The following is a 21,290-nucleotide window of genomic DNA, read 5'->3' as shown; positions in this document are numbered from 1 at the left end:
CCCAGGCGCCGAGATGGCGGCTCCCAGGCTACAGCGGGGGTCGGACGGACGGCCAAGTCTTGGGATTCGTATGACGACATGAGGAACGTCCGGAGCCGACGGACGGCGGCTCCGGACGCTGTTCCCCCGTGGGTCCTACGGGTTGAGGCGCACCGAGTTGATGGGCGTCAGATTGGCGTAGACACCGGTCTTGGCGGCGATGGGGCTGCCGCAGCCGACCCCGTTGGAGCCGGTGCACAGATTTGCGGTCGCACCGCCGTACTGGTTGTTGAGCACCCAGTGGTTCCCGTACTGGTTGGTGAGGTTGTGCGCCCCGTACTTGTAGAAGACGTGGGTCGGCCGGACGGCGGGGTTCTGGTCCTGGGGGTAGATACAGACGGCCCCGTCCGGGCATCCGGCCCACGCGTCGGCCGGCTTGGCCTCGACCGTACCGCTGAGCGCGAGTACGGCGGCGGCGGCGGTCGCGAACGCGGCGGCGCCGCGGAACATCTTGCGCATGGTGTCCCCTCGTGGGTCTTGCTGGTGCGGACGGCTCCAGACTGGGGCCGCCGGCCACCGGGGGTCGACGGGTTTCCCGTTGCCCGTCGCGGCCCGCCGGGGGAAACCCCCGACGACCGGGCCGGGGTGCGCGGCGGGGTCAACACGCCGGTCGGAGGGCCGCGGAGGGCGCGCTCCCGGCCCCGGCCGGCGGCTGCCAAGGCGACGCGCGGGCGGCCACCCGTCCGGACCCGGAAATGAGCCCGTTTGCCCGCGGTATGTATCCATCCGCTCACCCGGTGTGGCGGGCGGCCCTGATCGCCCATAACTTCGGCATCGTGACGAACCGACAGCTCACGGTCCTCGCATGCATCTCAGTCGTCATGGCCACGGGTCTCGGCGCGGCAGCGCCTTCGGCCACCGCGGCCCGACACATGGTGCATCCGGGAGAATCGATCCAGGAAGCGGTGGACGCCGCACGGCCGGGAGACACCATCATCGTGCTCCCCGGCACCTACCACGAGAGCGTGCACATCACGAAGTCCCTGACCCTGCGGGGCTCCGGGGCGGCCACCGTGATCACGCCGCCGACCGCGCCCCGGCCCGCGCGCGCAGAGAACCCCTGCGCACAGACCGGCAACGGCATCTGCGTCATAGGAGCCGCGGAGAAGACCGTCAACCGGGTGAGCATCCGGTCGCTGACGCTGACGGGCTTCAAGAAGAGCGGCATCTGGGCCTCGCGCACCGACCGGATGACCGTCGAGCAGGTGACCGCCGAGAAGAACGGCACCTGGGGCATCGCCCAGGAGAGGTCCACCCGGGGTGCGTTCCGCAACAACACCGCCCGCGACAACGCGGAGTCCGGCATCTTCGTCGCCAACACCATCGACCGCGAGGGCGGGGCCACCGACACCCTCGGCGCCGTCGTCCGCAACAACACGCTGACCGGGAACCGGATCGGAGTCACGGTCAGGCGGGTGCGGAACCTCTCCGTCAACGACAACGTCCTCACCGGGAACTGCGGCGGGATCTTCGTCGTGGGCGACGAGGGCGAGCCGGGCGCCGGCGACATGACCATCCGCGGCAACCGCATCCACGAGAACAACAAGTTCTGCCGCGGCAACACCCGCCTCCCCGACATCCAGGGCGTCGGCATCGTTCTGACCGGCGCCGAAGAGACGCTCGTACGGTCGAACTCGATCCGCGGCAACGTGGGCGCCTCGCCGCTGTCCGGCGGAATCCTGCTCTTCAAGAGCTTCGTGGGTGCCACGAACACCGACAACGTCATCAAGGACAACGAGGTGCGGGGCAACAAGCCGGCGGACCTGGCCAACCAGGGGACGGGTACCGGCAACAGCTTCGTCGGCAACCGGTGCGAGACCTCCCAACCCGCGGGGATGTGCTGACCGGTGTTCGCCCTCATCAGGAGAATCGAGGCCGTATGACCACCGCAAGTCCCACCCCCGGCATCACACCGGCCGCACTCGGTTCCGCGGACGCGGCCGCCCCCCAGTCGGCGATGCGGCTGCGGGAGCTCGTCTTCGGCGCGGCGATCGCCGCCGCCGTACGGGCAGCCGCCCGCCTCGGCGTCGCCGACGCCCTCGGCGCATCGCCCGCCACCGCGGACGACCTCGCCACGGCGGTGAACGCCGCCCCGCAGCCGCTGCACCGGCTGCTCCGCGCCCTGTCCTGCTACGGGATCTTCGCGGAGAACCCGGACGGGACCTTCGTCCACACCGAGATGTCACGGCTGCTGCGCGAGGACGATCCGCACAGCCTGCGCTACATCTCCCTGTGGTGCACGGAGCCCTGGACCTGGCAGGCCTGGCCCCGGCTCGACGAGGCGGTACGGTCCGGCGGCAGCGTCTTCCACGACCTGTACGGCAAGGGGTTCTTCGACTACCTGCACCAGGACGCGCACGAGTCCGCCCACGTGTTCAACCAGGCCATGACCACCTCCAGCACGCAGTCGGCCCTGGACGTCGCGGCACTCCTCGACCTCACCGGCGTCTCGGTGGTCGCGGACATCGGCGGCGGCCAGGGGCACGTACTGGCGAGCCTGCTGGAGAAGCACCCGGCCGTACGGGGCGTCCTGCTCGACCTGCCGGGCGTGGTGGCGAAGGCCGACCGCCGGCTGCGCGACGGCGGACCGCTCGCCGGGCGGACCGACATCATCCCCGGCGACTGCCGCCACTCCATCCCGGTCGCCGCCGACCTCTACATCATCAAGAACATCCTCGAGTGGGACGACGACAGCACCCGCAGGACCCTGCGGAACGTGATCGAGGCGGCCCGTCCCGGCGCCCGGGTCGTCATCATCGAGAACCTCGTGGACGACACGCCGTCCATGAGGTTCACCACCGCCATGGACCTGATGCTGCTGCTCAACGTGGGCGGCGCGAAGCACACCAAGGGCAGCCTGCTCACCCGGATGAGGGCCGCCGGTCTGGTGGTCGGCGAGATCCGCCCGGTCAACGCGTACCTGCACGCGTTCGAGTGCACCGTCCCCGTCCCCGCCTCCGGCTGACGGGATCGGGCGGGCACCACGGCGCCCCGGGACCGGCAGGCGGCCGGTCCCGGGGCGCGGTGGCGCGGCTGACGGGGTCAGGCGTCGGTCATCAGCGTGCTGTTGACGAGGTCCAGGAACTCCCGGGGCGACTTGCACTTGTCCGCGTCGGGCGGCAGGGGCCGGCCGTGGCGGTTCTCCAGCTCCCCGACGATCCCCAGCAGCCCCAGCGAATCGAGCCCCCACTCCTCGAAGTCCGCGTCGGGGCGGGCGGCCATGTCCGCGGGGTCGACGGTCACCCCCGCCCCCTTGTGCATGAGAGCGGCCAGCTCATCCATGGTCAGTCGAGTCAGTCCAGTGGTCATGACGGACCTCTCCTCAGGCTTGCGCCGGCTGACGCCGGTCGGTGATCAGACGCATTTCGGAGCGCCACAGGAAACGGGTCAGCTCGTCCTCCGTCGTGGGGACGCCGTCCTTGACGCTGTCGAGCAGCCGGGCCAGCACGGCCGCCTTGTGGCTGCCCTCCACACCCAGCGCCAGAGCGGGCCGGGCATCGAGCGGGCCGCGCAGGTCCAGGAGCCGGACGACGATGTCGTCCCGCTGGAAGACCGTGCTGCCGTGGAGGGGGCTCGCCGGGTCGTCCACGGCGGCCTCGTCCTGACGGGCCAGCAGCCGCGCCAGCGCCGTCCCGCACCCTTCCTTGGCGGGATAGAAGAGGGCGTACCGCCCGAGGTCCTCGGGCTCGGGGCCGCCCGACGCCACGTAGTGGACGGCGGGCAGCGCGGCGCGCGTGAAGAACACGCGGGCCGATCCGGGATCGCCGAGGTCCCGGTCCTGTTCCAGGTGCGGGTTCAGGGCCTCCTCCAGCGCCCTGACACCGGGCTGCTGCGCCACGTGGCGCAGCGCCGCGAGGAGGTCGCCCTCCACCTCCACGGCCCGCACCACGCGGTTGCCGTGCATGAAGAGGGAGGTGCGGCGCAGCCGGGTCTGGTCGTCGACGCGGGCCGGCGGGGAGGCGTACCCGGCCAGCAGTTTCGCGACGGCGGCCTCGCTGCCCGGTTTCACGGTGAACGTGAGCGCGTGGCGTACGACGCCGTCCCCGCGGCGGGGAGCGGAGAGGACCGGTCCGCGCGCCGGATCCGGGGCGGGCCGCGGGGCCCCGCCGGTCTCCCGCAGCACGTTGAACCGCAGCGAGCGGGTGTCGCGCACGCAGCCGTGCAGCGGCTGGACCGTCGCGACGTGCTCCTCGCTGTTCAGCCAGGCCAGGAAGGGCTGGGCGCTCTCCCATTCGCTGGTGATGAGCCACTGCGAGGGATTCTCGATGGACTGGCACAGCTCGTCGCGGATGTGTCCGGGAACGGACGACACCTGCCGGCGCATCTGCTCGTAGACCTCGAGGAACTGATTCTGAGCCCCGTCGTACAAGTCCAGCAGCAGTACGACCCGGAGCCTCGCGCCGTCGAAGGCGGACTGGGATATCCGTTCCGACAAGGTCGTCATCGTTCACACTCCTTCGGCAGATCGCGGTCGCCACGGGGGCGGCACCACCCGAACCGATCGTGGTCCGGTGGTGCCATCGGCGCGAGAGGGGAGAACCAAGCGGGTGAACGGGCGAGGGAACGCCCCTCGCACAGGGCATGGAAGATCCATGAAGGAAAACGCTGACCACCGCGTCCCTGTCCTGATCGTGGGCGGCTCGCTGGTGGGCCTGTGCACCTCGCTGTTTCTGGGCCGCCACGGCATCAGGCACATGCTGGTCGAGAAGCATGCGGGCACCTCGATGCATCCACGCGGACGCGGAATCAACGTACGGACCATGGAGCTGTTCCGGGTCGCCGGCGTGGAAGGCCGGATCCGCCAGGCCGCCTCGGTCCTCGCGGGCAACCACGGCATCCTGCAGGGCGGCTCGCTCACCGGCGACGACCAGGAGTGGCTGTTCCAGGAGATCGACCCCGGGGGCGCGCTCGCCCGCTTCAGCCCCTCGGCGTGGTGCCTGTGCAGCCAAAACGACATCGAGCCGGTGCTGATGTCCGAGACCCCGGCGCTCGGGGCGGACCTGAGGTTCTCCACCGAGCTCCTCTCCTTCGACACCGACGACAGCGGTGTGACCGCGGTCGTGAAGAACCGCGACACCGGGGAGCACCGCACCGTCCGCGCGGACTACCTGGTCGCCGCCGACGGGCCGCGCAGCCCCGTCCGGGAGCAGCTGGGCATCGGCCAGACCGGCCACGGAGACCTGTTCCACAACGTGAGCATCACCTTCCGCTCCCGCGGGCTCGCCGACGTGGTCGGCGACCGGCGCTTCATCGTCTGCTACCTCACGAAGCCGGACGCGGACGGTGCCCTGCTGCCCGTCGACAACCGCGAGCGGTGGGTCTTCCACGCGCCCTGGCACCCCGACCGCGGCGAGACGCTGGAGGACTTCACCGACGAGCGCTGCATCGAGCACATCCGCCGGGCCGTCGGCGCGCCCGGCCTGGACGTCGACATCACCGGCAAGGCCCCGTGGCACGCGGCCGAACGCGTCGCGGAACGGTACGGCATCGGTCGGGTCTTCCTCGCCGGTGACTCCGCCCACGAGATGTCCCCGACCGGGGCCTTCGGCTCGAACACCGGCATCCAGGACGCCCACAACCTCGCCTGGAAGCTCGCCGCCGTGCTCAACGGCGCGGCCGGGCCCCGACTGCTCCAGAGCTACGAGGCCGAGCGGCTGCCCGTCGCCCGGGCGACGAGCGAACGGGCCTCGGCCCGCTCGGCGGAACACAGCCATCCCGGATACGAGCCCGAGCCCGACACGGCCTCCGCCGCGCCCGGCGGAGGGCGGCCGGGCGGGGTGCTCACCGTCGCCATGGGCTACCGCTACACCGTGGGCGCCGTACTGGGAGCCGACCCGGAGCAGCCCGTCGTGCCCGAACGGATGCGGCTGTCCGGCGATCCGGGCACACGCGCCCCGCACATGTGGCTCCACGGATCGGGCGGGCGGCAGTCCACGGTGGACCTCTACGAGCGGGCGTTCGTCCTGCTCAGCTCCGAGGGCACGCCCTGGCGCGCGGCGGCCCGGTCCGTCGCACGCCTGCTCGGCGTGAACCTGGACGCGTACGCCATCGGGACCAGTCCGGAGGCCGACCTGGCTCCGGAGGAGGGCGCCGACTGGGCGGAGGTCCACGGCACGACGAAGACCGGGGCCGTCCTCGTACGCCCGGACGGCTTCGTGGCCTGGCGCTCGCCGGAGGCCGTGGTGGACCCGGAGTCCGTCCTCCACGAGGTCCTGAGCCTGCTGCTGTACCGGTCCTGACCCGGGGCCTGTCCGGGCCCCGGCGGGGCGGGGCCCGGAAAAACGGCCGCGGGCACCGCCGTGCCCGCCGGTCACGAGGCGGTCCGTCCCCACCACGTGACATGCTCGAAGGATGACGAGCGACTCCCCGCTCCCCGGCACGGACGACGGCGGCGACGCCGGGCGCGCGCCCGCACCCGAGGTGCTCGCACTGGCCAGGGTCGTGGAAAGGCTGCGCTCGAAGGTCACGGCCCTGGAGGGGGCCGCCTCGGCCACGGCCGTCGTGGAGCGGGCCACGGGCGTGCTGATGGCCCGCGAGGGAGTGTCCGCCGAGGAGGCGTACGGGACGCTGCTCCGGCGCGCCACGCGGCGGGGGCGGACGCTCCTGGAGGAGAGCTGGATCGCTCTGGGGGAGGTCCACCCGCGCACGGTGTCCGTGTCCCCGCAGCCCCAGGAGTCCCCGCAGCCCCGGGAGTCCCCGCAGGCCCCGTCCGCGCAGCCGGAGCGGGCCCGTACGTCCCCGCAGGAGGCGCCGCCGGCCTTCGGATCCGGCCGGAGCGCCGGCCACCGGCCCCTCCTGGCCCGGCTGGCCGACGGCCTGGCCGGGACGCGCACCCCCGACGGGATCGCCGAGCTGCTGCGGACCGTACTGGGCGGGGCCGCGGGCGTGGACGGCGTCATGATCTACGCGCTGACGCCCGCCGGGAGCCTGCGGCTGCACGGGCACGCCGGTGTCGGGGACGCCCTGGCCGAGCAGTGGAGGCACGTACCGCCGATGAGCGGGGTGGCCGCGCTGGAGGCCATCGGCAGCGGACGGGCGCTGTGGCTCGAGGACGCCGCGCTGGACTCCCTCCGCTACCACCGGATCGGGGACCCGCCCGAGCGCTGGCCGACGACGGCCTGGCTGCCGGTACCCGGTGACCGCCCGGCGACCGCCGCCGTCGGATTCCTCCGGACCCGGAAGGACCCCTTCGACAGAGCTGCCCGCATCCTGCTGCGCAGTGCCGTCCGGCTGTGCACCGACCCGCTGCGCTGCGCCGGGCGCTCCGACGGCCCCGGCACGCAGGGCGAGACGGAGTCCGTCCAGCGGATCTTCGACGTGCTGTCCGGAACCGCGGTCCTCCTGACCCCCGTGCGTGCGCAGACGGGGGAGGTACGGGACTTCCGGATCGACGCGGCGGCGCCGGAATCGGTCGACGTGGCCGGGCGGCGGGGCAAGGAGCTCGTCGGGCGGCACGTCCTGGAGACGTACCCCACCATCGCGGGAACGGCGCTGTGGGACGGGTACCTGGACACGCTGACCACGGGAACGGCCTACGACGGCGAGCCCTTCGTCTACCGGGAGGTCAGCGCCGGAGTCCCCCGGGAATCCACGTACTCGGTCCGCGCCACGCGCCTGGGCGACCGTCTGGTCGTGTCCTGGATCCGCCACGACTCCGATGACCGCGAGACCCGCCGGCTGGCGGACATGCAGCGCCTGGGCAACCTCGGCTGGGCCGGCTGGAACCTGGTGACGAACACCACCGCCTGGTCCGAGCAGGTCTACACGATCTTCGGCCGGGACCCCCTGCTGGGCCCCGTGCCGCTGGAGGAACTGCCCCGGCACCTCGTGCCCGAGGACGTTCCGGTGCTGGGCGCCGCCGTCGAGCGGCTGCTGCGCGCGGGGGCCGCGATCGACCAGCCCTTCCGCATCACCACCGCCGGCGGGGTCCGGCACCTGCGGATCGTCGTAGAGGCGCAGACCGACGCGGACGGGGCCCCGGTCGAGGTGCACGGCTTCTTCCAGGACGTCACCGCCCAGCGCGAGGCCGAACTCGCCCTGGGGGAGAGCGAGCGCGCGGTGCTGGTGGAGCGGGGCATGCTCCAGGCCGAACGCGCCCTCGCCGCCCGGCTCCAGGACGCGCTGCTGCCGATCCCCGAACAGTCCCTGGAGCTGGCCGGCCTCCGCATCGACGTCGCGTACGTGCCCTCCGACAGCGGAGTCAATGTGGGGGGCGACTGGTACAGCGCCATCGGACTCCCCGACGAGCGCGCGCTCTTCGTCGTCGGGGACGTCGCCGGTCACGGCCTCGACGCCGTCGCGGCGATGGCCCAGCTGCGGTTCACCATCAAGGGCATGGTCGTCACGGGCTCGGCGCTGCCCGACGTGCTGCGCCGGCTCAACACCCTGCTGCTGCACACGGCTTCGGACAAGCACGCGGCGACCGCCACCGTGATCATGGGCATCTACCGGCCCGTGGACCGCCGTCTGACCTGGGCGCGGGCCGGGCACCTGCCGCCCTTGCTGATCCGGGGCGGTACGGCGCGGTTCCTGCCGCTGCCCGAGGGCAACCTCCTCGGGGCCGCCTTCGACTCCGTCTACGTACAGCACAGCCTCGACCTGCAACCCGGGGACCACCTGGTGCTCTACACCGACGGGCTGGTCGAGGAGCCGGGAGAGGACATCGAGGTGGGGCTCGCCCGGCTCGCCGAGACCGCCCGGCGGCTGCTGGACGAGGGCCGGGGCGAGACCCTCGCCCGCACCCTGGCCGCAGGGCGCCAGGACCACCGGGACGACATCTGCGTCCTGGACATCCACGTCCCCGACTAGCGCCGGACCGTACCCGTATCTGTGCCCGTGCTCGTGCCCGTGTCGCCGACGAGCGCGGCGACGTGGTCGGTGATCGTGTCGAGGATGTCCTTCGAAGCCGCGTCGTGGCCGAGGACGAGGAGGCTCAGGGTCAGCCCGTCGGTCATGGCCGCCAGGTAGCGGGCCAGCGCCGGCACGGGCACCCGCAGGTCGAAGCCCATGAGCGGGCGGATCTGTTCGATGAGCTCGGTGTAGGTGCCGGCGTACAGCTCGTACTGCCGTCGGGCCAGGTGCTCGAAGCCCGGCTGGCGCAAGGCGTACTGCGTGAGCTCGTACGTGAGCATGTGCTCTCCGGGGTGGGCTGCCACGTGGTCCCAGTACGCCTGGAAGCCGGCCCGGACGGTCTCCCGGAGGGTGGCCTTCGGCTGGATCGCCTCCTTCACCACCGCGATGCAGTGGTCGGTGATCGTCGCGATGACCGACTCCAGCAGGGCCTGCTTGGAGTCGAAGCAGTAGTGGAAGACGCTCAGTGACACGCCCGCCTCCGCGGCGATGGACCGGGTCGTCGTCCGCGCGACGCCGTCCCGGGTCATCGCGCGGATCGCGGCCTCGGTCAGCTGCCGGCGCCGCTCGGCCGACGGCATCCGTGCCATGGGGGTTCCCTTCGGTCGTGGGCCCGGAGCCCGCGGGCGTCCGGGAACCCCCTCGGTGTCAGCTGCTGTACACGCCGACCTCGTGCAGGGAGTAGCCCCACTGGGTGCCGCGCTGGGTGCCGTGGACCCGTACGTAGCGGGCCGGGGTACCGGCGAACTGCGCCGTGTCCAGGCCGCCGTCGCCGGTGGTCGTGGACCACACGGACTGCCAGTTCGTACCGTCCGGCGACACCTCGATGCGGTACGACTTGCCGTAGGCGCGCTCCCAGTCGAGCGTGACGCGCTTGACCAGGGCCGGCGCACCGAGGTCGATCCGCAGCCACTGGTCGTCGCTCCAGTCACTGGCCCAGCGGGTGCCCGTACTGCCGTCCACGGCACGGCCGGGGGCGTAGCTCGTGAACGGGTTCCACTCGGCGGAGGAGGCCGAGGCGGCGGAGCCCACGGCGAGGTTGACCCCCGCCTTGTGCTTCTCGGAGCCGCCCCAGGTGGTCAGGTACGACTCGGCGCCCTTGAACAGGTCGTCCACCACGCCCTGGCCGCCGACGATCCGGATGTCCTCGATCCAGTCGGGGACCAGGCCGTAGTGCGCGGCGCCGTCGGTGTTGAGGTCCCACGTCCGCACGCCGGTGGTCTGCTTGTCGATGACCGAGCCGCCGTCGGTGCTCCGGAACGGGTAGCGCACCGGGTTCGGGGTGTCGGCGCCCCGGGGGGCGGGCCAGCCGCCGACGCCGTTCATGTCCGTGCCGTATCCGTAGCCGACGCCGTACTTGTCGCGCAGGGCGTCCGTGCGCTTGGCCTCCGCGCTGAACCCCTCGGCTCCGCCCATGTACTGGGCGATGAAGCCGCCCAGGCGGTACACCCGCTCGGTCCAGTCCAGGTCCATCCAGCTGTGTGAGGAGATCACGCCCGGGTACGACTCGGACTCCAGGATGTCGAAGGCCTGCCCCGCGGCCTTCACGCTCATGTGGTCGATCTCCAGCATCATCTTGCGCTGCATCATGCCGCGCACCGCGTACTCGCCGAGCTCGGTCAGACCGCGCGTGTTGCACTGCGCGTCCGCCGCGTACGACGGCACCGTCACGCCCGCCGGGAGCTGCTTCTCCGCCGAGGGCGCCGCCGCGAGGCCGATGGGGTTGTCGTGCTGCGGGCCCCGGCACTTCTCGGTCTGCCAGAACGTGCCCGTCGACAGGAACTGGCCCACGTTGATGGCGGTGCCGAGGGCGCCCTGGTCGAAGCGGACCCCGCACAGGGCGTTGTCGAACTTGTGGCACAGGAACATGCTGCGCACGCCGATCCGGTGCAGCTCGTCCAGGCCGCGGTCGATGTCCTGCTTGCTGCACTGGGCGATGTCCAGGATCTGCTTGCAGCCGAACGGTTCGGAGGTCTCGACGCCGAGGACCACGGCCAGCTTGCCCTGCTTGATGACCTCGCGGGCCTGTCCGGAGTCGGTGACGATCCGGAACCAGCCCTTGCCCGGGCCGCCGTACATCGTGTCGATGTAGGCCTGCATGTCGTACGTCTTCTGCGCCTCGAGGCGGATCGCGGTCATCTCGTCGCACCCGCGGTCCTTGAAGAAGTAGACCGAGCAGATCACGCCGTTGGTGACGAGGTCGTTGACGAGGACCCGCTGGCCGCCGCGCCAGGCGCGTTCGACCCAGGCGTAGTAGTTCTGCTGGTGCGTCAGCGAGTCGTGGGCGGGCCAGTCCTTGAAGGTCGGCCAGCCGTTCGGGTCGTGCTTGCCGTCGCCGCCCTTGGTGATGAAGTCGAAGATCGCGAGGGTGCCGTCGGGGTAGTGCTCGGGGCAGTCCTTGAGCGCGTCGGCGATCCCCTGTTCGGAGAACGGCTTGCCGCAGATGAGCCGGCCGCCGAAGCCCTCGTTGGACATCAGGTGGTCGTGCGCGTCGACGAAGCCGCGGACCCGGCCCTGCTCGTCGGTCCCCTTGAACGGCTCCCCGGTGACGTTGATCTCCGAGTCCGGGGCGGGCCGCGCGACCGGGTTCCACCAGCCCGGGTCGGCCGAGGAGGTCGCCGCCGGGCCGAGCACCATGGCCACCAGGGCGAGGAGCAGCGAGAGCACCGCGAGGGGCCGATGCCGGCGGTAGGGGTGTCCAGTCATCGTCATCACTCACGTCTTCAGTGGGGGAGGGGCCTGAATTGTCATGGCCCATACAAAGGTCGTCGTACGGAACGATCGCGACAGCCGCTTGCAGAGTCAAGAGTCCGGGACGCTTGACCTGATGAAGCGTCAGGATGCGGCCATGGGGGGGGTGATGAGCGATTGTGTCTCAGCATGCAGAACAATCCATCTCACACTCTGACCCAGTGGCTAGGGTGACGGCATGAAGGAGCAGCGAATTCCGCGCAGTTGGCTGATGCTCGCCCTGGGCACCAGCGGCCAGGCCGCCAGCACCACGGTGCTCTACGGCCTGGCCTACCTGGTCCCCGCCTTCCAGCGGGAACTCGGGCTCTCACTGGCCGCCGCCGGCCTCCTCGTCTCCTGCCCGATCATCGGGATCCTGCTCGGACTGATCGGCTGGGGGGTCGTCGCCGACCGGTACGGTGAGCGGCTCGCGCTCTCCGCCGGACTGCTGGTCGCCGCGGCGGCCACGGCCGCCGCGGCCACCGTCCACGGGACCTGGACGCTGGGCGCGCTGCTGGTCCTGGCCGGCGCCGCCGGCTCCTCCGTCAACTCGGCCTCCGGGCGGCTGGTCATCGGCTGGTTCCCGCCCGACCGCCGGGGCATCGCGATGGGGGTCCGGCAGGCCTCCCAGCCGCTGGGCACCGCGGTGGCCGCGGCCGCCCTCCCACCGCTCGCCCACCACACCGGCCTCTCCGCGGCCTTCGGATTCTGCGCCGCCCTGTGCGGGGCCGCGGGCGTCGCGATCGCCCTGTGCGCCGTCGATCCGCCGCGCCCGCGGCGGCCGGCGGGCGCCCCGGCCGCCCCGCCCCCGTACCGGGGCGGCTACCTGTGGCGGCTGCACGGCGCCGCCGCGGTGCTGTGCGTGCCGCAGTTCGTGGTGACCGGATTCGCCCTGCTCTTCCTGACCGAGGTGCGCGGCTGGTCAGCCGCCGCGGCCGGCGGCGTCCTGGCCGCCGCCAACCTGGCCGGCGCGGGGGTGCGGCTGCTCGCCGGCTGGTGGTCCGACACCGTGGCGAGCCGCATCCGCCCGATGCGGCTGCTCGCCGTCGTCACCACGGCGGACCTGGCCCTGCTCGCCGCCGGAGCCGCGTGGGACTCCGCGGCCGGTACGGCGGCCCTGCTGCTGGCCTCGGGGCTGACGGTCAGCACCAACGGACTGCACAACACCGCGGTCGCCGAGTACGCCGGCCCCGACTGGGCGGGCCGCGCCCTGGGGGTGCACGGGATGGGGCAGCACACCGCCATCGTCCTCGTGCCACCCCTGGCCGGTGCGCTGATCGCCGGACAGGGCTACCCGCTGGTGTTCGCCCTGGCGGCCGTCTTCCCGGCGCTGGCCGCCGTACTGCTCCCGGCGCGGGACGAGACCGCGTACTGGCCGGCCCCGGACGGCGCGCGGGTCGCCCCGGAGCCGCCTACGGTCGAGGTATGAGCGGGATCGTCGTCATGTACGAGGTCGAGCAGCCGGACCTGTCCGTCCGGCGCGTGCACGCCGCGCCCGCCGCCCCGGGAACGACCTCCGTGCCGGGGCCGCGGACCTTCTGCGGGAGGGACACGTTCGCCATGGAAACGGCCCCGAGGGCGCCCGGGGCGGATCCCGGCGCCCCGTGGTGCCCGCCCCAGTACGCGGACCTGGTGTGCGGCGCGTGCGACGACGCGGTCTAGGGCTGTGACCGTGACGAGGAAGGAAGGTCCCACCATGCCCATCGCCACCGTGAACCCCACGACCGGCCAGACGCTGCGCACCTTCGACCCGCTCGACGCGGCGGGCATCGAGCGGTGCCTCGCGGACGCCGCCGCGGCGGCGCCCGCGTACCGCCGCACCTCCTTCGCGGAGCGCGGCGAGCTCCTGACCCGGGCGGCCGAGCTCCTCGAGTCGGAGACCGAGGACATCGCGCGGACCATGACCACGGAGATGGGCAAGCCGCTGGCGGCGGCCCGCGCCGAGGCCGCCAAATGCGCGAAGGCCATGCGCTGGTACGCCGACCGGGCCGAGTCCCTCCTCGCCGACGAGCACCCCGCCGACGCCGACGTGCGCGACGCGGGAGCGGCGGCCGTCCGCGTGTCCTACCGGCCGCTCGGGGTGGTCCTCGCCGTCATGCCGTGGAACTTCCCCCTGTGGCAGGTCGTACGCTTCGCCGCGCCGGCCCTCATGGCCGGCAACGTCGGCCTGCTCAAGCACGCGTCGAACGTCCCCCAGACCGCGCTCTACCTCGGTGAGCTCTTCCACCGGGCCGGGTTCCCCCGCGGCTGCTTCCAGACCCTGCTCATCGGCGCGGCGGCCGTGGAGGACGTGCTCCGCGACCCCAGGGTGGCCGCGGCCACCCTGACGGGCAGCGAGCCCGCCGGACGCGCCGTCGCGTCCGTCGCCGGCGACGAGGTCAAGAAGACGGTCCTGGAGCTCGGCGGGAGCGACCCGTTCATCGTGATGCCCTCGGCCGACATCGACCGGGCCGCCCGCACCGCGGTGACCGCCCGCGTGCAGAACAACGGACAGTCCTGCATCGCCGCCAAGCGCTTCATCGTCCACACCGACGTCCACGACGAGTTCGCCGAGCGCTTCACGGCCGGGATGAGGGCGCTCACGGTGGGCGACCCGATGCAGGAGTCCACCGACGTGGGACCGCTGGCCACCGAGGCCGGCCGGGGCGACCTCGAGCAGCTCGTGGACGACGCCGTACGGCACGGCGCGACGGTCCTGTGCGGCGGCCGGCGCCCGCCCGGGCGCCCGGACGGCTGGTTCTACGAACCGACGGTGCTGACCGGCGTCACCCCCGCCATGCGCATCGACCAGGAGGAGGCCTTCGGGCCCGTCGCGACCCTCTACCGGGCGGGGAGCCTGGAGGAGGCGGTCGAACGGGCCAACGACACCCCCTTCGGACTCAGTTCGAACCTCTGGACGCGCAGCGAGGAGGACGTCGAGCACGCCGCGCGCGACCTGGAGGCCGGCGGTGTCTTCGTCAACGGCATGACCGCCTCGCACCCCGCCCTGCCCTTCGGCGGCGTCAAGCGCTCCGGGTACGGGCGCGAGCTGTCCGGCCACGGAATCCGGGAGTTCTGCAACATCACCACGGTGTGGCGGGCCGCGGAGGACGACTGAGCCGCTCGCGCGGTGACCGGCTACGCGCCGATGTCCCGGGTGCGGAAGTCCGCCGGCGTTTCGCGCCGTACGAGGATCCGGGCCGCGCCCCCGTGGACCGCGACGACGGCGGGGCGGCCCGCGAGGTGGTAGCCCGAGACCGTGGACGGCTGGTAGGCACCGGCCGCCGGCACGGCGAGCAGGTCTCCGGGGCGGACGTCGCCCGGCAGCTCCACCCCGGCCGCGAGCACGTCACCGGCCTCGCCGTGCCGGCCGGTGACCGTGGCCGTACGGGGTCCGGCGGCCGAGGTGCGGCCCACCAGGAGGGGCGCGTGGCGCACCCCGTGCGCGTCGGGGCGCGGGTCCCCGCCCCCGCCGCCGTCGACGGCGACGAACACCTCACCGCCGGTGTGCCGGACGGCGAGCACCCGGTACAGGACCACTCCGGCCGGCCCGACGAGGGCCCGGCCGGGCTCGACGAGGAGCCGGGGCACGCTCAGCCCGGCCGCGGCGCAGCCCGCGACGAGCTCGGCGCGCATCCGCCGGGCGAGCGCGGCGAGGTCGAGGGCGGGTTCACCGGGCCGGTGGGCGATGCCGTGGCCGCCGCCCATGTGCAGCTCGGGCAGGACGGTGCCGTGCGCGTCACGGATCCGGGCCATCAGCCCCACCATGCGGCGCAGCGCCACCAGGTACGGCTTCACGTCGCTGATCCGGGAGCCGATGTGGCAGTGCAGGCCGGTCAGTTCGAGCCGGGGCCGGCCCAGGACGCGGGCGATGGCGTGCTGCGCGCCCCCGTCGGTGAGCGACAGACCGAACCCCTGGCCGTCCGCACCGGTACGGATCGTGCCGTGGCCGCCGGCCGAGACGCCCGGCACCACCCGCACCATGACCTTCTGGCGGCCCCCGGGGCCGACGGCGGCCGCGATCCGGGCCGTCTCCGACGGACTGCCGATGACGATCCGCCCCACGCCGAGCCGCAGCGCCGCCGCCAGGTCGCGGGGCGAAGCGGCGTTGCCGTGCAGCAGGATGCGCTCGGGCGGGAAACCGGCGGTGACGGCGAGCTCCAGCTCTCCGGCGGAACGCACACCCAGTCCCAGCCCCTCCTCCCCGACCCAGCGCACCACCGCGCGGGAGAGGAAGGCCTTCGCGGCGTAGAGGACCTCGGCCCCGGGGAAGGCCTCCCGGTAGGCCCGGCAGCGCCCGCGCACCTCGCCTTCGTCCAGGACGTACACCGGGGTGTCGAACCGTTCGGCGACCTCCGCGAGGGACACTCCGCCCACCGCCGGTCGGCCGTCCGGGAGCCGTACCGTGGAGGCCGGCCAGACCGACAGGTCATCGGCGCCGGCCGGGACCGCGGGCAGCAAGGCCGTGGTCATGACAAGCTCTCCCGTCGGGCGGCCCGGGCCGTCCGGGCCGTGCGCGCGGCGGCGCGGGGCGGGGCAGCGACGGCCGGGGCAGCGACGGCCGGGACCGGGGTGAGCGCGGGAGCGGTGAGCGCCGGATCGCCGGTCAGCCCGGCCGGGATCCGTTCTTCGGGCTCGGGATCGTCGTCGTACTGGAACAAGCACATGGGGCCCTCCCTGAGGAACCACGAGTGACGGATGACGCCCCGGGCGCGGGGAGGCGGTCCGGAGCGCGCACCCGAAGCTATCCCCGCACCGGCGCGCCTGCGGCCACCCCGTAACGGGACCTTGACGGCGATCGGCCGGGTCCATACGGATCCCTGACACCGGGCGCGGCCTGCGGCAGGGCCCGTCCCACGGCCTGAAATACACTGTTTCGGTGACCGAGAATCCTTTGCCCCCCTGCCCCGAATGCTCCGGCGCGTACGCGTACGAGATGGGCGTGCTCCTCGTCTGCCCCGAGTGCGGGCACGAGTGGTCGCCCGCGTCCGCCGAGACGGGCGGCGGTGCCTCCGAGGAGCGCGTCGTCAAGGATTCGGTCGGGAACGTACTGGCGGACGGCGACACCGTGACGGTCGTCAAGGGGCTCAAGGTCAAGGGCAGCACGTCCGGGATCAAGGCGGGCACCAAGGTGCGCAACATCCGCCTCGTCGACGGTGTCGACGGCCACGACATCGACTGCAAGATCGAGGGCTTCGGTGCCATGCAGCTGAAGTCCAGCGTGGTCCGGAAGGTCTGACCGTCCGGCAGTTCCACGGCGCATCCACCTGGGCGGGCACCGCGAAGAGGCAGACTTGGTACGGCAGATGCCCCGGATGCCCGAGGAGTGAGCGTGCCTGTCCCGATCATCATCGACTGTGATCCCGGCCACGACGACGCCCTGGCGATCATGCTGGCCGCGGGTGATCCGGCGGTGGACCTGCTCGCGATCACCACGGTCGCCGGCAACCAGACACTCGCCAAGACCACCCTGAACGCGCGCCGCGTCTGCACCGTCGCGGGCATCACCGACGTGCCCATCGCGGCCGGCTGCGACCGCCCGCTGGTCCAGCCGCTGGGGGTGGCGGACGACGTGCACGGGGAATCGGGACTGGACGGGCCCCGGTTCCCCGAACCCACCGTGGACGTGGTCCCCGGGCACGCCGTGGAACTCATCCACCGGATCCTGACCACGCACCCGGAGCCCGTCACCCTCGTGCCGACGGCGCCCCTGACCAACATCGCCCTGCTGCTGACCCGCTACCCCGAGGCCGCCGCGCACCTCCGCGAGATCGTCCTCATGGGCGGCTCCACCGAGCGCGGCAACCGCACTCCGGCCGCCGAGTTCAACATCCAGGCCGATCCGGAGGCCGCCGACATCGTCTTCCGCAGCGGGGTGCCGATCACCATGTGCGGCCTCAACGTGACCCACCAGGCGCTCGCCACCCCGGAGGTGCTGGCCCGGTTCGAGGGGCTCGGCACCGAGCTCGGCCGTACCTGCGCCGGGCTGCTGTCGTTCTTCGGCTCCACCTATCGCCGCCTGTGGGGCTTCGACAGCCCGCCGCTGCACGATCCCGTCGCCGTCGCCCGCGTCATCGATCCCGGGCTCGTGCACTGCGTACCGGCGGCCGTGGTCGTGGAGCTGCGCGGCCAGTACACGCGGGGCGCCACGGTCGTCGACCTCCACCGCTCCCTGGACCTCCCGGTCAACGCGCAGGTCGCGATGGCCCTGGAGACCGGGCTGTTCTGGGACCGGCTGGTCGGCGCCGTGGCCGCGCTGGGCTCCCGTACCGGAATCAGCCGCTGAACCCGGCCGTCCGGTGTTCCGGCGACGGCACGCACCCCCCGAGCCGGAACACCGGACGCCGCCTCACAGGGCGGAGCAGAGGGAGAGGGCGGGCGACGTGCTGATCGTCGCGGTGGCGGTGAAGATGTCCTCGCCGTCCTGCCGGGCCGTGACGCGCAGGGGCAGGCGGCCCGACGCGGTCATCCCGCCGGGGGCGGGGACCGTCTCGATCCAGCAGGGCGAGTCGAGCTCCGCGTAGCGGAAGAACCGCATCTCCAGGTCGGTCAGGACTCCTCGCCGGGGGAAGGCGCAGCCGTACGCGGCCTGCCGGACGGCCTCCAGCAGCAGCATGCCGGGGGCGTGGTCGACGGGGTGGTCGAAGAGGATCGGGTGGTTGACGTCGGTCCGGAGCTGGGTGCGGTGCGCGGAGCTCGTGGGGGAGAGGACCACGTCGTGGAAGCGGTCACGGCCCACGCGCCGGGGCGTCATCGGCGGCGGGAGCGGGATCATCCGGGCGGTCAGCTCGGCGAGGTCGGCGTTGCGGCCGCGCAAGCGCTGGTAGATGGCCTGCGGCTGGTTGGTGAAGCGTGCCTCGGCGGTGCCGAGCAGCTCCCCGTCACGGGTCGCGGTGACGTGCATCGTGAGGCCGGCCAGTCTTCGGCCGCGGCGCGCGATGTGCGAGCAGGCGATGTGCAGCACGATGTCCGCCGGCGTCGAACCGACCACGAGGGCCCCGGCGTTCATCGAATAGGTGAACGTGTCCCAGATCTGCCGGTGCCCGAAGGGGGCGTCGTACGCGGCGTGGCTCAGGAGGGGGATCGCCTGGCGGACGGACTCGGCGAGGAGGAGCGGGTCGTGGTGGCCGTCCGCGTCCGGCGAGTAGAAGCTGTGGGCGCGGGGCCACTGGGCGGTGATGACGTACTCGTCGGGCGCGACGGCCCGCCACCCCGTGAGCAGGACCTCGGAGTGAGCGCTCTTGTGTACGTACTCCCTGGGTAACGCGCTGCTGAGTGCGATGACGGGCGAGGCGGAGTGATCAGTTGACAGAGTCATGGTTGAGCCCCCCTTGAAACGTCGGTCATGTGCTGGTGCTGTACGGCGATGGGTCCTAAAATAAAGGATGTTCGTTTTTTTTGTCGAGAAGGTTAGGTACCCCAATGTCGGACCGTAAGCGGCAACGCGCGCCTCAACTCAGGGCAGTTCAGACCAGGGCGGCCATCCTGCGCGCTGCGGCGGAGGTCTTCGACGAGTTCGGCTTCAGCGGAGCCAGCATCAGCAAGATCATGAAGCGGGCGGACGTCACGCAGGGCGGGATGTACTTCCACTTCGGCTCGAAGGAGGAGCTCGCCTACGCCGTGATGGTCGGGCAGGGCGACGGCCTGGAGTTCCCCGAGGGCGAGGACGGGCTGCAGCACCTGGTGGACATCACGCTCTACCTGGCCGAGCAGCTCCAGCACAATCCGGTGCTCCGGGCGGGCGTACGACTGGCCGTGGAGCAGGGCGAGTTCGGCCTGCGCGATGACGTCGCGTACCAGGCCTGGGTCCTCGAGTTCCGCCAGCAGCTGCGCTTCGCACGGGCCAAGGGCGAGCTCCAGCCGGACGTCGACGACCACGAGCTGGCCTGGGTCCTGGTCAGCTCCTTCACCGGGGCGCAGCTCTTCTCCCAGGCGTCCACCGGACGGGCCGACCTGCCGCAGCGGATCGCCTCGCTGTGGCGCTACCTGCTGCCCGCCGTCGCCACGGAGGACGCCCGCGCGAGCCTGCGCCTGACCTTGGAGCCCGCGCAGAAGTCGCAGAAGGCGCAGTGGGCGCAGCCCGCGGAACCGGACCAACTGGTGTGAGCGCGCCTCGCGTCGTCGTCACCGGGGCGACGGGTTTCGTGGGGTCGGCGGTGCTGCGCCGGCTGGCCGCGCAGGCGCCGGGGACGCCGGTGCGCGCGGTGTCCCGTACGCCCCCGCGCGCCGTCGCGCGCGGGGTGCGGTGGGCGGACGCCGACCTGGCGGCCGCGGAATCCCTGCGCGGGGTGTGCGACGGCGCGGACGTCCTGCTGTCGCTGGCCTCCTACGTCGGACCGGACGCCGAACGCTGCGCCGCGGTCAACTCCGCCGGGACCGCGGCCCTGGTGGCCGAGGCGGAGCGGGCCGGAGTGGGGCGCATCGTCCACCTGTCCACCTGCGCCGTCTACGGGCCGGGGCCGCATCGCGGACACGACGTCGGCGAGCTGACGCCCGCCCCGGTGTCGCCGGCCAGCCGCAGCCGCCTGGCGGGGGAGGAGCCGGTGCTCGAGGCGGGGGGACTGGTCCTGCGTGCGGGGCTGGTGCTGGGGAGGGGCGACCGGTGGGTCGTACCGGCTCTCGCCGACGCGTTCCGGCGGGTTCCGGCCGGGTGGGGCGGTGGCGCGGGGCTGGCCTCGTTCGTCGACGTCGACGATCTGGCGCGGCTCGTCGTGGCGTTCGGGCTCGGCGGCGGTGATGCGGCCGGGGCCTCGGGCGTCCTGCACGCGCACCATCCGGAGCCGGTGCGCAACCGGGACCTCATGGACGCCCTCGCGGACCACCGGGTGCTGCCGCGGCGCCCCGCCGAGGACTGGCCGTGGCGCGCCTGCCTGGACGCTCTGGCCCGGACCCCGGGATGGGTGAGCGAGCGGCAGTTCACGCTGCTGGCCGGGGACCACTGGTACCGCGCCGACGCGGCATGGCGGCTCGCCGGCCTCGCGCCGGGCCCCGGACCGCTGGCCCGGCTCGGCGGGTCGGCGCAGTGGTACCGGGAGCGGGGCGGGGCCCTTCCGCGGTGACGGCGATCTGCCAAAGCCTCGGCGGGATGCGGACGGTCGGTCCCTTGGCGGGAAGGGCGGCCGGTAGCGTCCGGAACACAGCCGGACACCCCTGGAGGAGTGGAAATGCCCGACCTTTCGAACATCGTCAAGGCGTATGACGTACGCGGTGTCGTACCGGACGAGTGGGACGAGCCTTTGGCGGAGCTGTTCGGTGCCGCGTTCGTGGAGGTCACGGGTGCTTCGGCGATCGTGATCGGGCATGACATGCGGCCTTCGTCGCCGGGTCTGTCGGGGGCTTTCGCGCGGGGTGCGGCTGCTCGTGGTGTGGACGTGACGCTGATCGGGCTGTGCTCGACGGACCAGCTGTATTACGCGTCGGGTTCGTTGGGTCTGCCGGGTGCGATGTTCACGGCCTCGCACAATCCGGCCCGGTACAACGGGATCAAGCTGTGCCGTGCGGGTGCGGCTCCGGTGGGCCAGGACACGGGTCTGTCGCAGATCCGCGAGCTGGTGGAGAAGTGGTCCGAGCAGGGCGTTTCGGCGGTTGCGGCGGGGGCGGTGGCGGGCACGGTCAGCGAGCGGGACACGCTGGCCGGTTATGCCGCTCACCTGCGGGGCCTGGTGGACCTGGGCGGGATCCGTCCGCTGAAG

The 21,290-nt window shown here is 72.7% G+C and carries 20 protein-coding genes; 12 read left to right on the top strand and 8 right to left on the bottom strand.

Features of this window, described 5'->3' with window-relative positions:
- Window positions 1-135: 135 nt before the first annotated feature.
- Window positions 136-498 carry a hypothetical protein gene (locus ACZ6I1_RS21520; protein WP_469289463.1) on the bottom strand — a complete coding sequence of 121 codons (363 nt, stop codon included), beginning with the start codon at window positions 496-498 and terminating at the stop codon, window positions 136-138.
- A gap of 317 nt (window positions 499-815) precedes the next feature.
- On the opposite strand from ACZ6I1_RS21520, the gene ACZ6I1_RS21515 reads away from it, so the two are divergent.
- Window positions 816-1,883 carry a right-handed parallel beta-helix repeat-containing protein gene (locus tag ACZ6I1_RS21515; RefSeq protein WP_469289461.1) on the top strand — a complete coding sequence of 356 codons (1,068 nt, stop codon included), beginning with the start codon at window positions 816-818 and terminating at the stop codon, window positions 1,881-1,883.
- A 35-nt stretch (window positions 1,884-1,918) separates the two neighbouring features.
- The gene (locus tag ACZ6I1_RS21510; RefSeq protein ID WP_469289459.1) at window positions 1,919-3,004 is read left to right on the top strand and encodes a methyltransferase; all 1,086 of its coding nucleotides are present in this window, start codon (window positions 1,919-1,921) and stop codon (window positions 3,002-3,004) included.
- Between the two features lie 77 nt (window positions 3,005-3,081).
- Here the strand turns inward: ACZ6I1_RS21510 and ACZ6I1_RS21505 are convergent, their stop codons facing one another.
- Entirely contained in the window at window positions 3,082-3,348 is a 267-nt protein-coding gene (locus tag ACZ6I1_RS21505; protein WP_469289457.1) for an acyl carrier protein, read from the bottom strand.
- Window positions 3,349-3,361: 13 nt separating this feature from the next.
- The gene (locus ACZ6I1_RS21500; protein ID WP_469289455.1) at window positions 3,362-4,483 is read right to left on the bottom strand and encodes a SchA/CurD-like domain-containing protein; all 1,122 of its coding nucleotides are present in this window, start codon (window positions 4,481-4,483) and stop codon (window positions 3,362-3,364) included.
- Window positions 4,484-4,631: 148 nt separating this feature from the next.
- Between ACZ6I1_RS21500 and ACZ6I1_RS21495 the strand changes: the two genes are divergently transcribed.
- Both ACZ6I1_RS21495 and ACZ6I1_RS21490 read left to right on the top strand, forming a co-directional pair.
- Entirely contained in the window at window positions 4,632-6,278 is a 1,647-nt protein-coding gene (locus ACZ6I1_RS21495) for an FAD-dependent oxidoreductase (RefSeq protein ID WP_469289453.1), read from the top strand.
- Between the two features lie 112 nt (window positions 6,279-6,390).
- The gene (locus ACZ6I1_RS21490; protein ID WP_469289451.1) at window positions 6,391-8,847 is read left to right on the top strand and encodes a SpoIIE family protein phosphatase; all 2,457 of its coding nucleotides are present in this window, start codon (window positions 6,391-6,393) and stop codon (window positions 8,845-8,847) included.
- Here ACZ6I1_RS21490 and ACZ6I1_RS21485 read toward each other — a convergent pair.
- Together ACZ6I1_RS21485 and ACZ6I1_RS21480 are read right to left on the bottom strand one after the other, a co-directional pair.
- Entirely contained in the window at window positions 8,844-9,479 is a 636-nt protein-coding gene (locus ACZ6I1_RS21485) for a TetR/AcrR family transcriptional regulator (RefSeq protein WP_469289450.1), read from the bottom strand. The genes ACZ6I1_RS21490 and ACZ6I1_RS21485 overlap by 4 nt on opposite strands.
- Window positions 9,480-9,537: 58 nt before the next feature.
- Window positions 9,538-11,601, bottom strand: coding sequence for a galactose-binding domain-containing protein (locus ACZ6I1_RS21480; protein ID WP_469289448.1), 2,064 nt, complete (start codon window positions 11,599-11,601; stop codon window positions 9,538-9,540).
- A 217-nt stretch (window positions 11,602-11,818) separates the two neighbouring features.
- Here ACZ6I1_RS21480 and ACZ6I1_RS21475 point away from each other — a divergent pair, with 217 nt between their 5' ends.
- The 3 genes from ACZ6I1_RS21475 to ACZ6I1_RS21465 are packed head-to-tail and all read left to right on the top strand — an operon-like array spanning window position 11,819 to window position 14,716.
- Window positions 11,819-13,048: an MFS transporter gene (locus ACZ6I1_RS21475; RefSeq protein ID WP_469289446.1), complete on the top strand. Its 1,230-nt coding sequence runs from the start codon at window positions 11,819-11,821 to the stop codon at window positions 13,046-13,048.
- Window positions 13,045-13,281 (top strand): hypothetical protein, encoded by a 237-nt coding sequence (locus ACZ6I1_RS21470; protein WP_469289444.1) that lies wholly within the window; start codon window positions 13,045-13,047, stop codon window positions 13,279-13,281. The genes ACZ6I1_RS21475 and ACZ6I1_RS21470 overlap by 4 nt, the downstream gene beginning before the upstream one ends.
- A gap of 34 nt (window positions 13,282-13,315) precedes the next feature.
- Window positions 13,316-14,716: an NADP-dependent succinic semialdehyde dehydrogenase gene (locus tag ACZ6I1_RS21465; protein ID WP_469289442.1), complete on the top strand. Its 1,401-nt coding sequence runs from the start codon at window positions 13,316-13,318 to the stop codon at window positions 14,714-14,716.
- Between the two features lie 20 nt (window positions 14,717-14,736).
- On the opposite strand, the gene lysA is transcribed toward ACZ6I1_RS21465, so the two are convergent.
- Both lysA and ACZ6I1_RS21455 read right to left on the bottom strand, forming a co-directional pair.
- Window positions 14,737-16,071 (bottom strand): diaminopimelate decarboxylase, encoded by a 1,335-nt coding sequence (lysA, locus tag ACZ6I1_RS21460; RefSeq protein WP_469289441.1) that lies wholly within the window; start codon window positions 16,069-16,071, stop codon window positions 14,737-14,739.
- Window positions 16,068-16,265, bottom strand: a complete 198-nt coding sequence (locus tag ACZ6I1_RS21455; protein ID WP_469289439.1) for a hypothetical protein — start codon at window positions 16,263-16,265, stop codon at window positions 16,068-16,070. The genes lysA and ACZ6I1_RS21455 overlap by 4 nt, the downstream gene beginning before the upstream one ends.
- Window positions 16,266-16,477: 212 nt before the next feature.
- Here ACZ6I1_RS21455 and ACZ6I1_RS21450 point away from each other — a divergent pair, with 212 nt between their 5' ends.
- The gene (locus ACZ6I1_RS21450) at window positions 16,478-16,837 is read left to right on the top strand and encodes a zinc ribbon domain-containing protein YjdM (RefSeq protein WP_469289438.1); all 360 of its coding nucleotides are present in this window, start codon (window positions 16,478-16,480) and stop codon (window positions 16,835-16,837) included.
- A 93-nt stretch (window positions 16,838-16,930) separates the two neighbouring features.
- Window positions 16,931-17,884 (top strand): nucleoside hydrolase, encoded by a 954-nt coding sequence (locus ACZ6I1_RS21445; RefSeq protein WP_469289436.1) that lies wholly within the window; start codon window positions 16,931-16,933, stop codon window positions 17,882-17,884.
- A gap of 63 nt (window positions 17,885-17,947) precedes the next feature.
- On the opposite strand, the gene ACZ6I1_RS21440 is transcribed toward ACZ6I1_RS21445, so the two are convergent.
- A complete protein-coding gene (locus tag ACZ6I1_RS21440) occupies window positions 17,948-18,916 on the bottom strand; it encodes a ScbA/BarX family gamma-butyrolactone biosynthesis protein (protein WP_469289433.1) in 969 nt (322 codons plus the stop codon).
- Between the two features lie 104 nt (window positions 18,917-19,020).
- Here ACZ6I1_RS21440 and ACZ6I1_RS21435 point away from each other — a divergent pair, with 104 nt between their 5' ends.
- The 3 genes from ACZ6I1_RS21435 to ACZ6I1_RS21425 all read left to right on the top strand — a co-directional run.
- Window positions 19,021-19,704 (top strand): ScbR family autoregulator-binding transcription factor, encoded by a 684-nt coding sequence (locus ACZ6I1_RS21435; RefSeq protein WP_469289431.1) that lies wholly within the window; start codon window positions 19,021-19,023, stop codon window positions 19,702-19,704.
- Window positions 19,701-20,657 carry an NAD-dependent epimerase/dehydratase family protein gene (locus ACZ6I1_RS21430; protein ID WP_469289430.1) on the top strand — a complete coding sequence of 319 codons (957 nt, stop codon included), beginning with the start codon at window positions 19,701-19,703 and terminating at the stop codon, window positions 20,655-20,657. The genes ACZ6I1_RS21435 and ACZ6I1_RS21430 overlap by 4 nt, the downstream gene beginning before the upstream one ends.
- Before the next feature lie 105 nt (window positions 20,658-20,762).
- Window positions 20,763-21,290 (top strand): phosphohexomutase domain-containing protein (locus tag ACZ6I1_RS21425; RefSeq protein WP_469289428.1); only part of this gene is annotated, 528 nt, incomplete at its 3' end.

The organism is Streptomyces sp. NPDC046303 (genome assembly GCF_055588085.1).
This window is presented reverse-complemented; position numbering and strand designations above follow the sequence as displayed.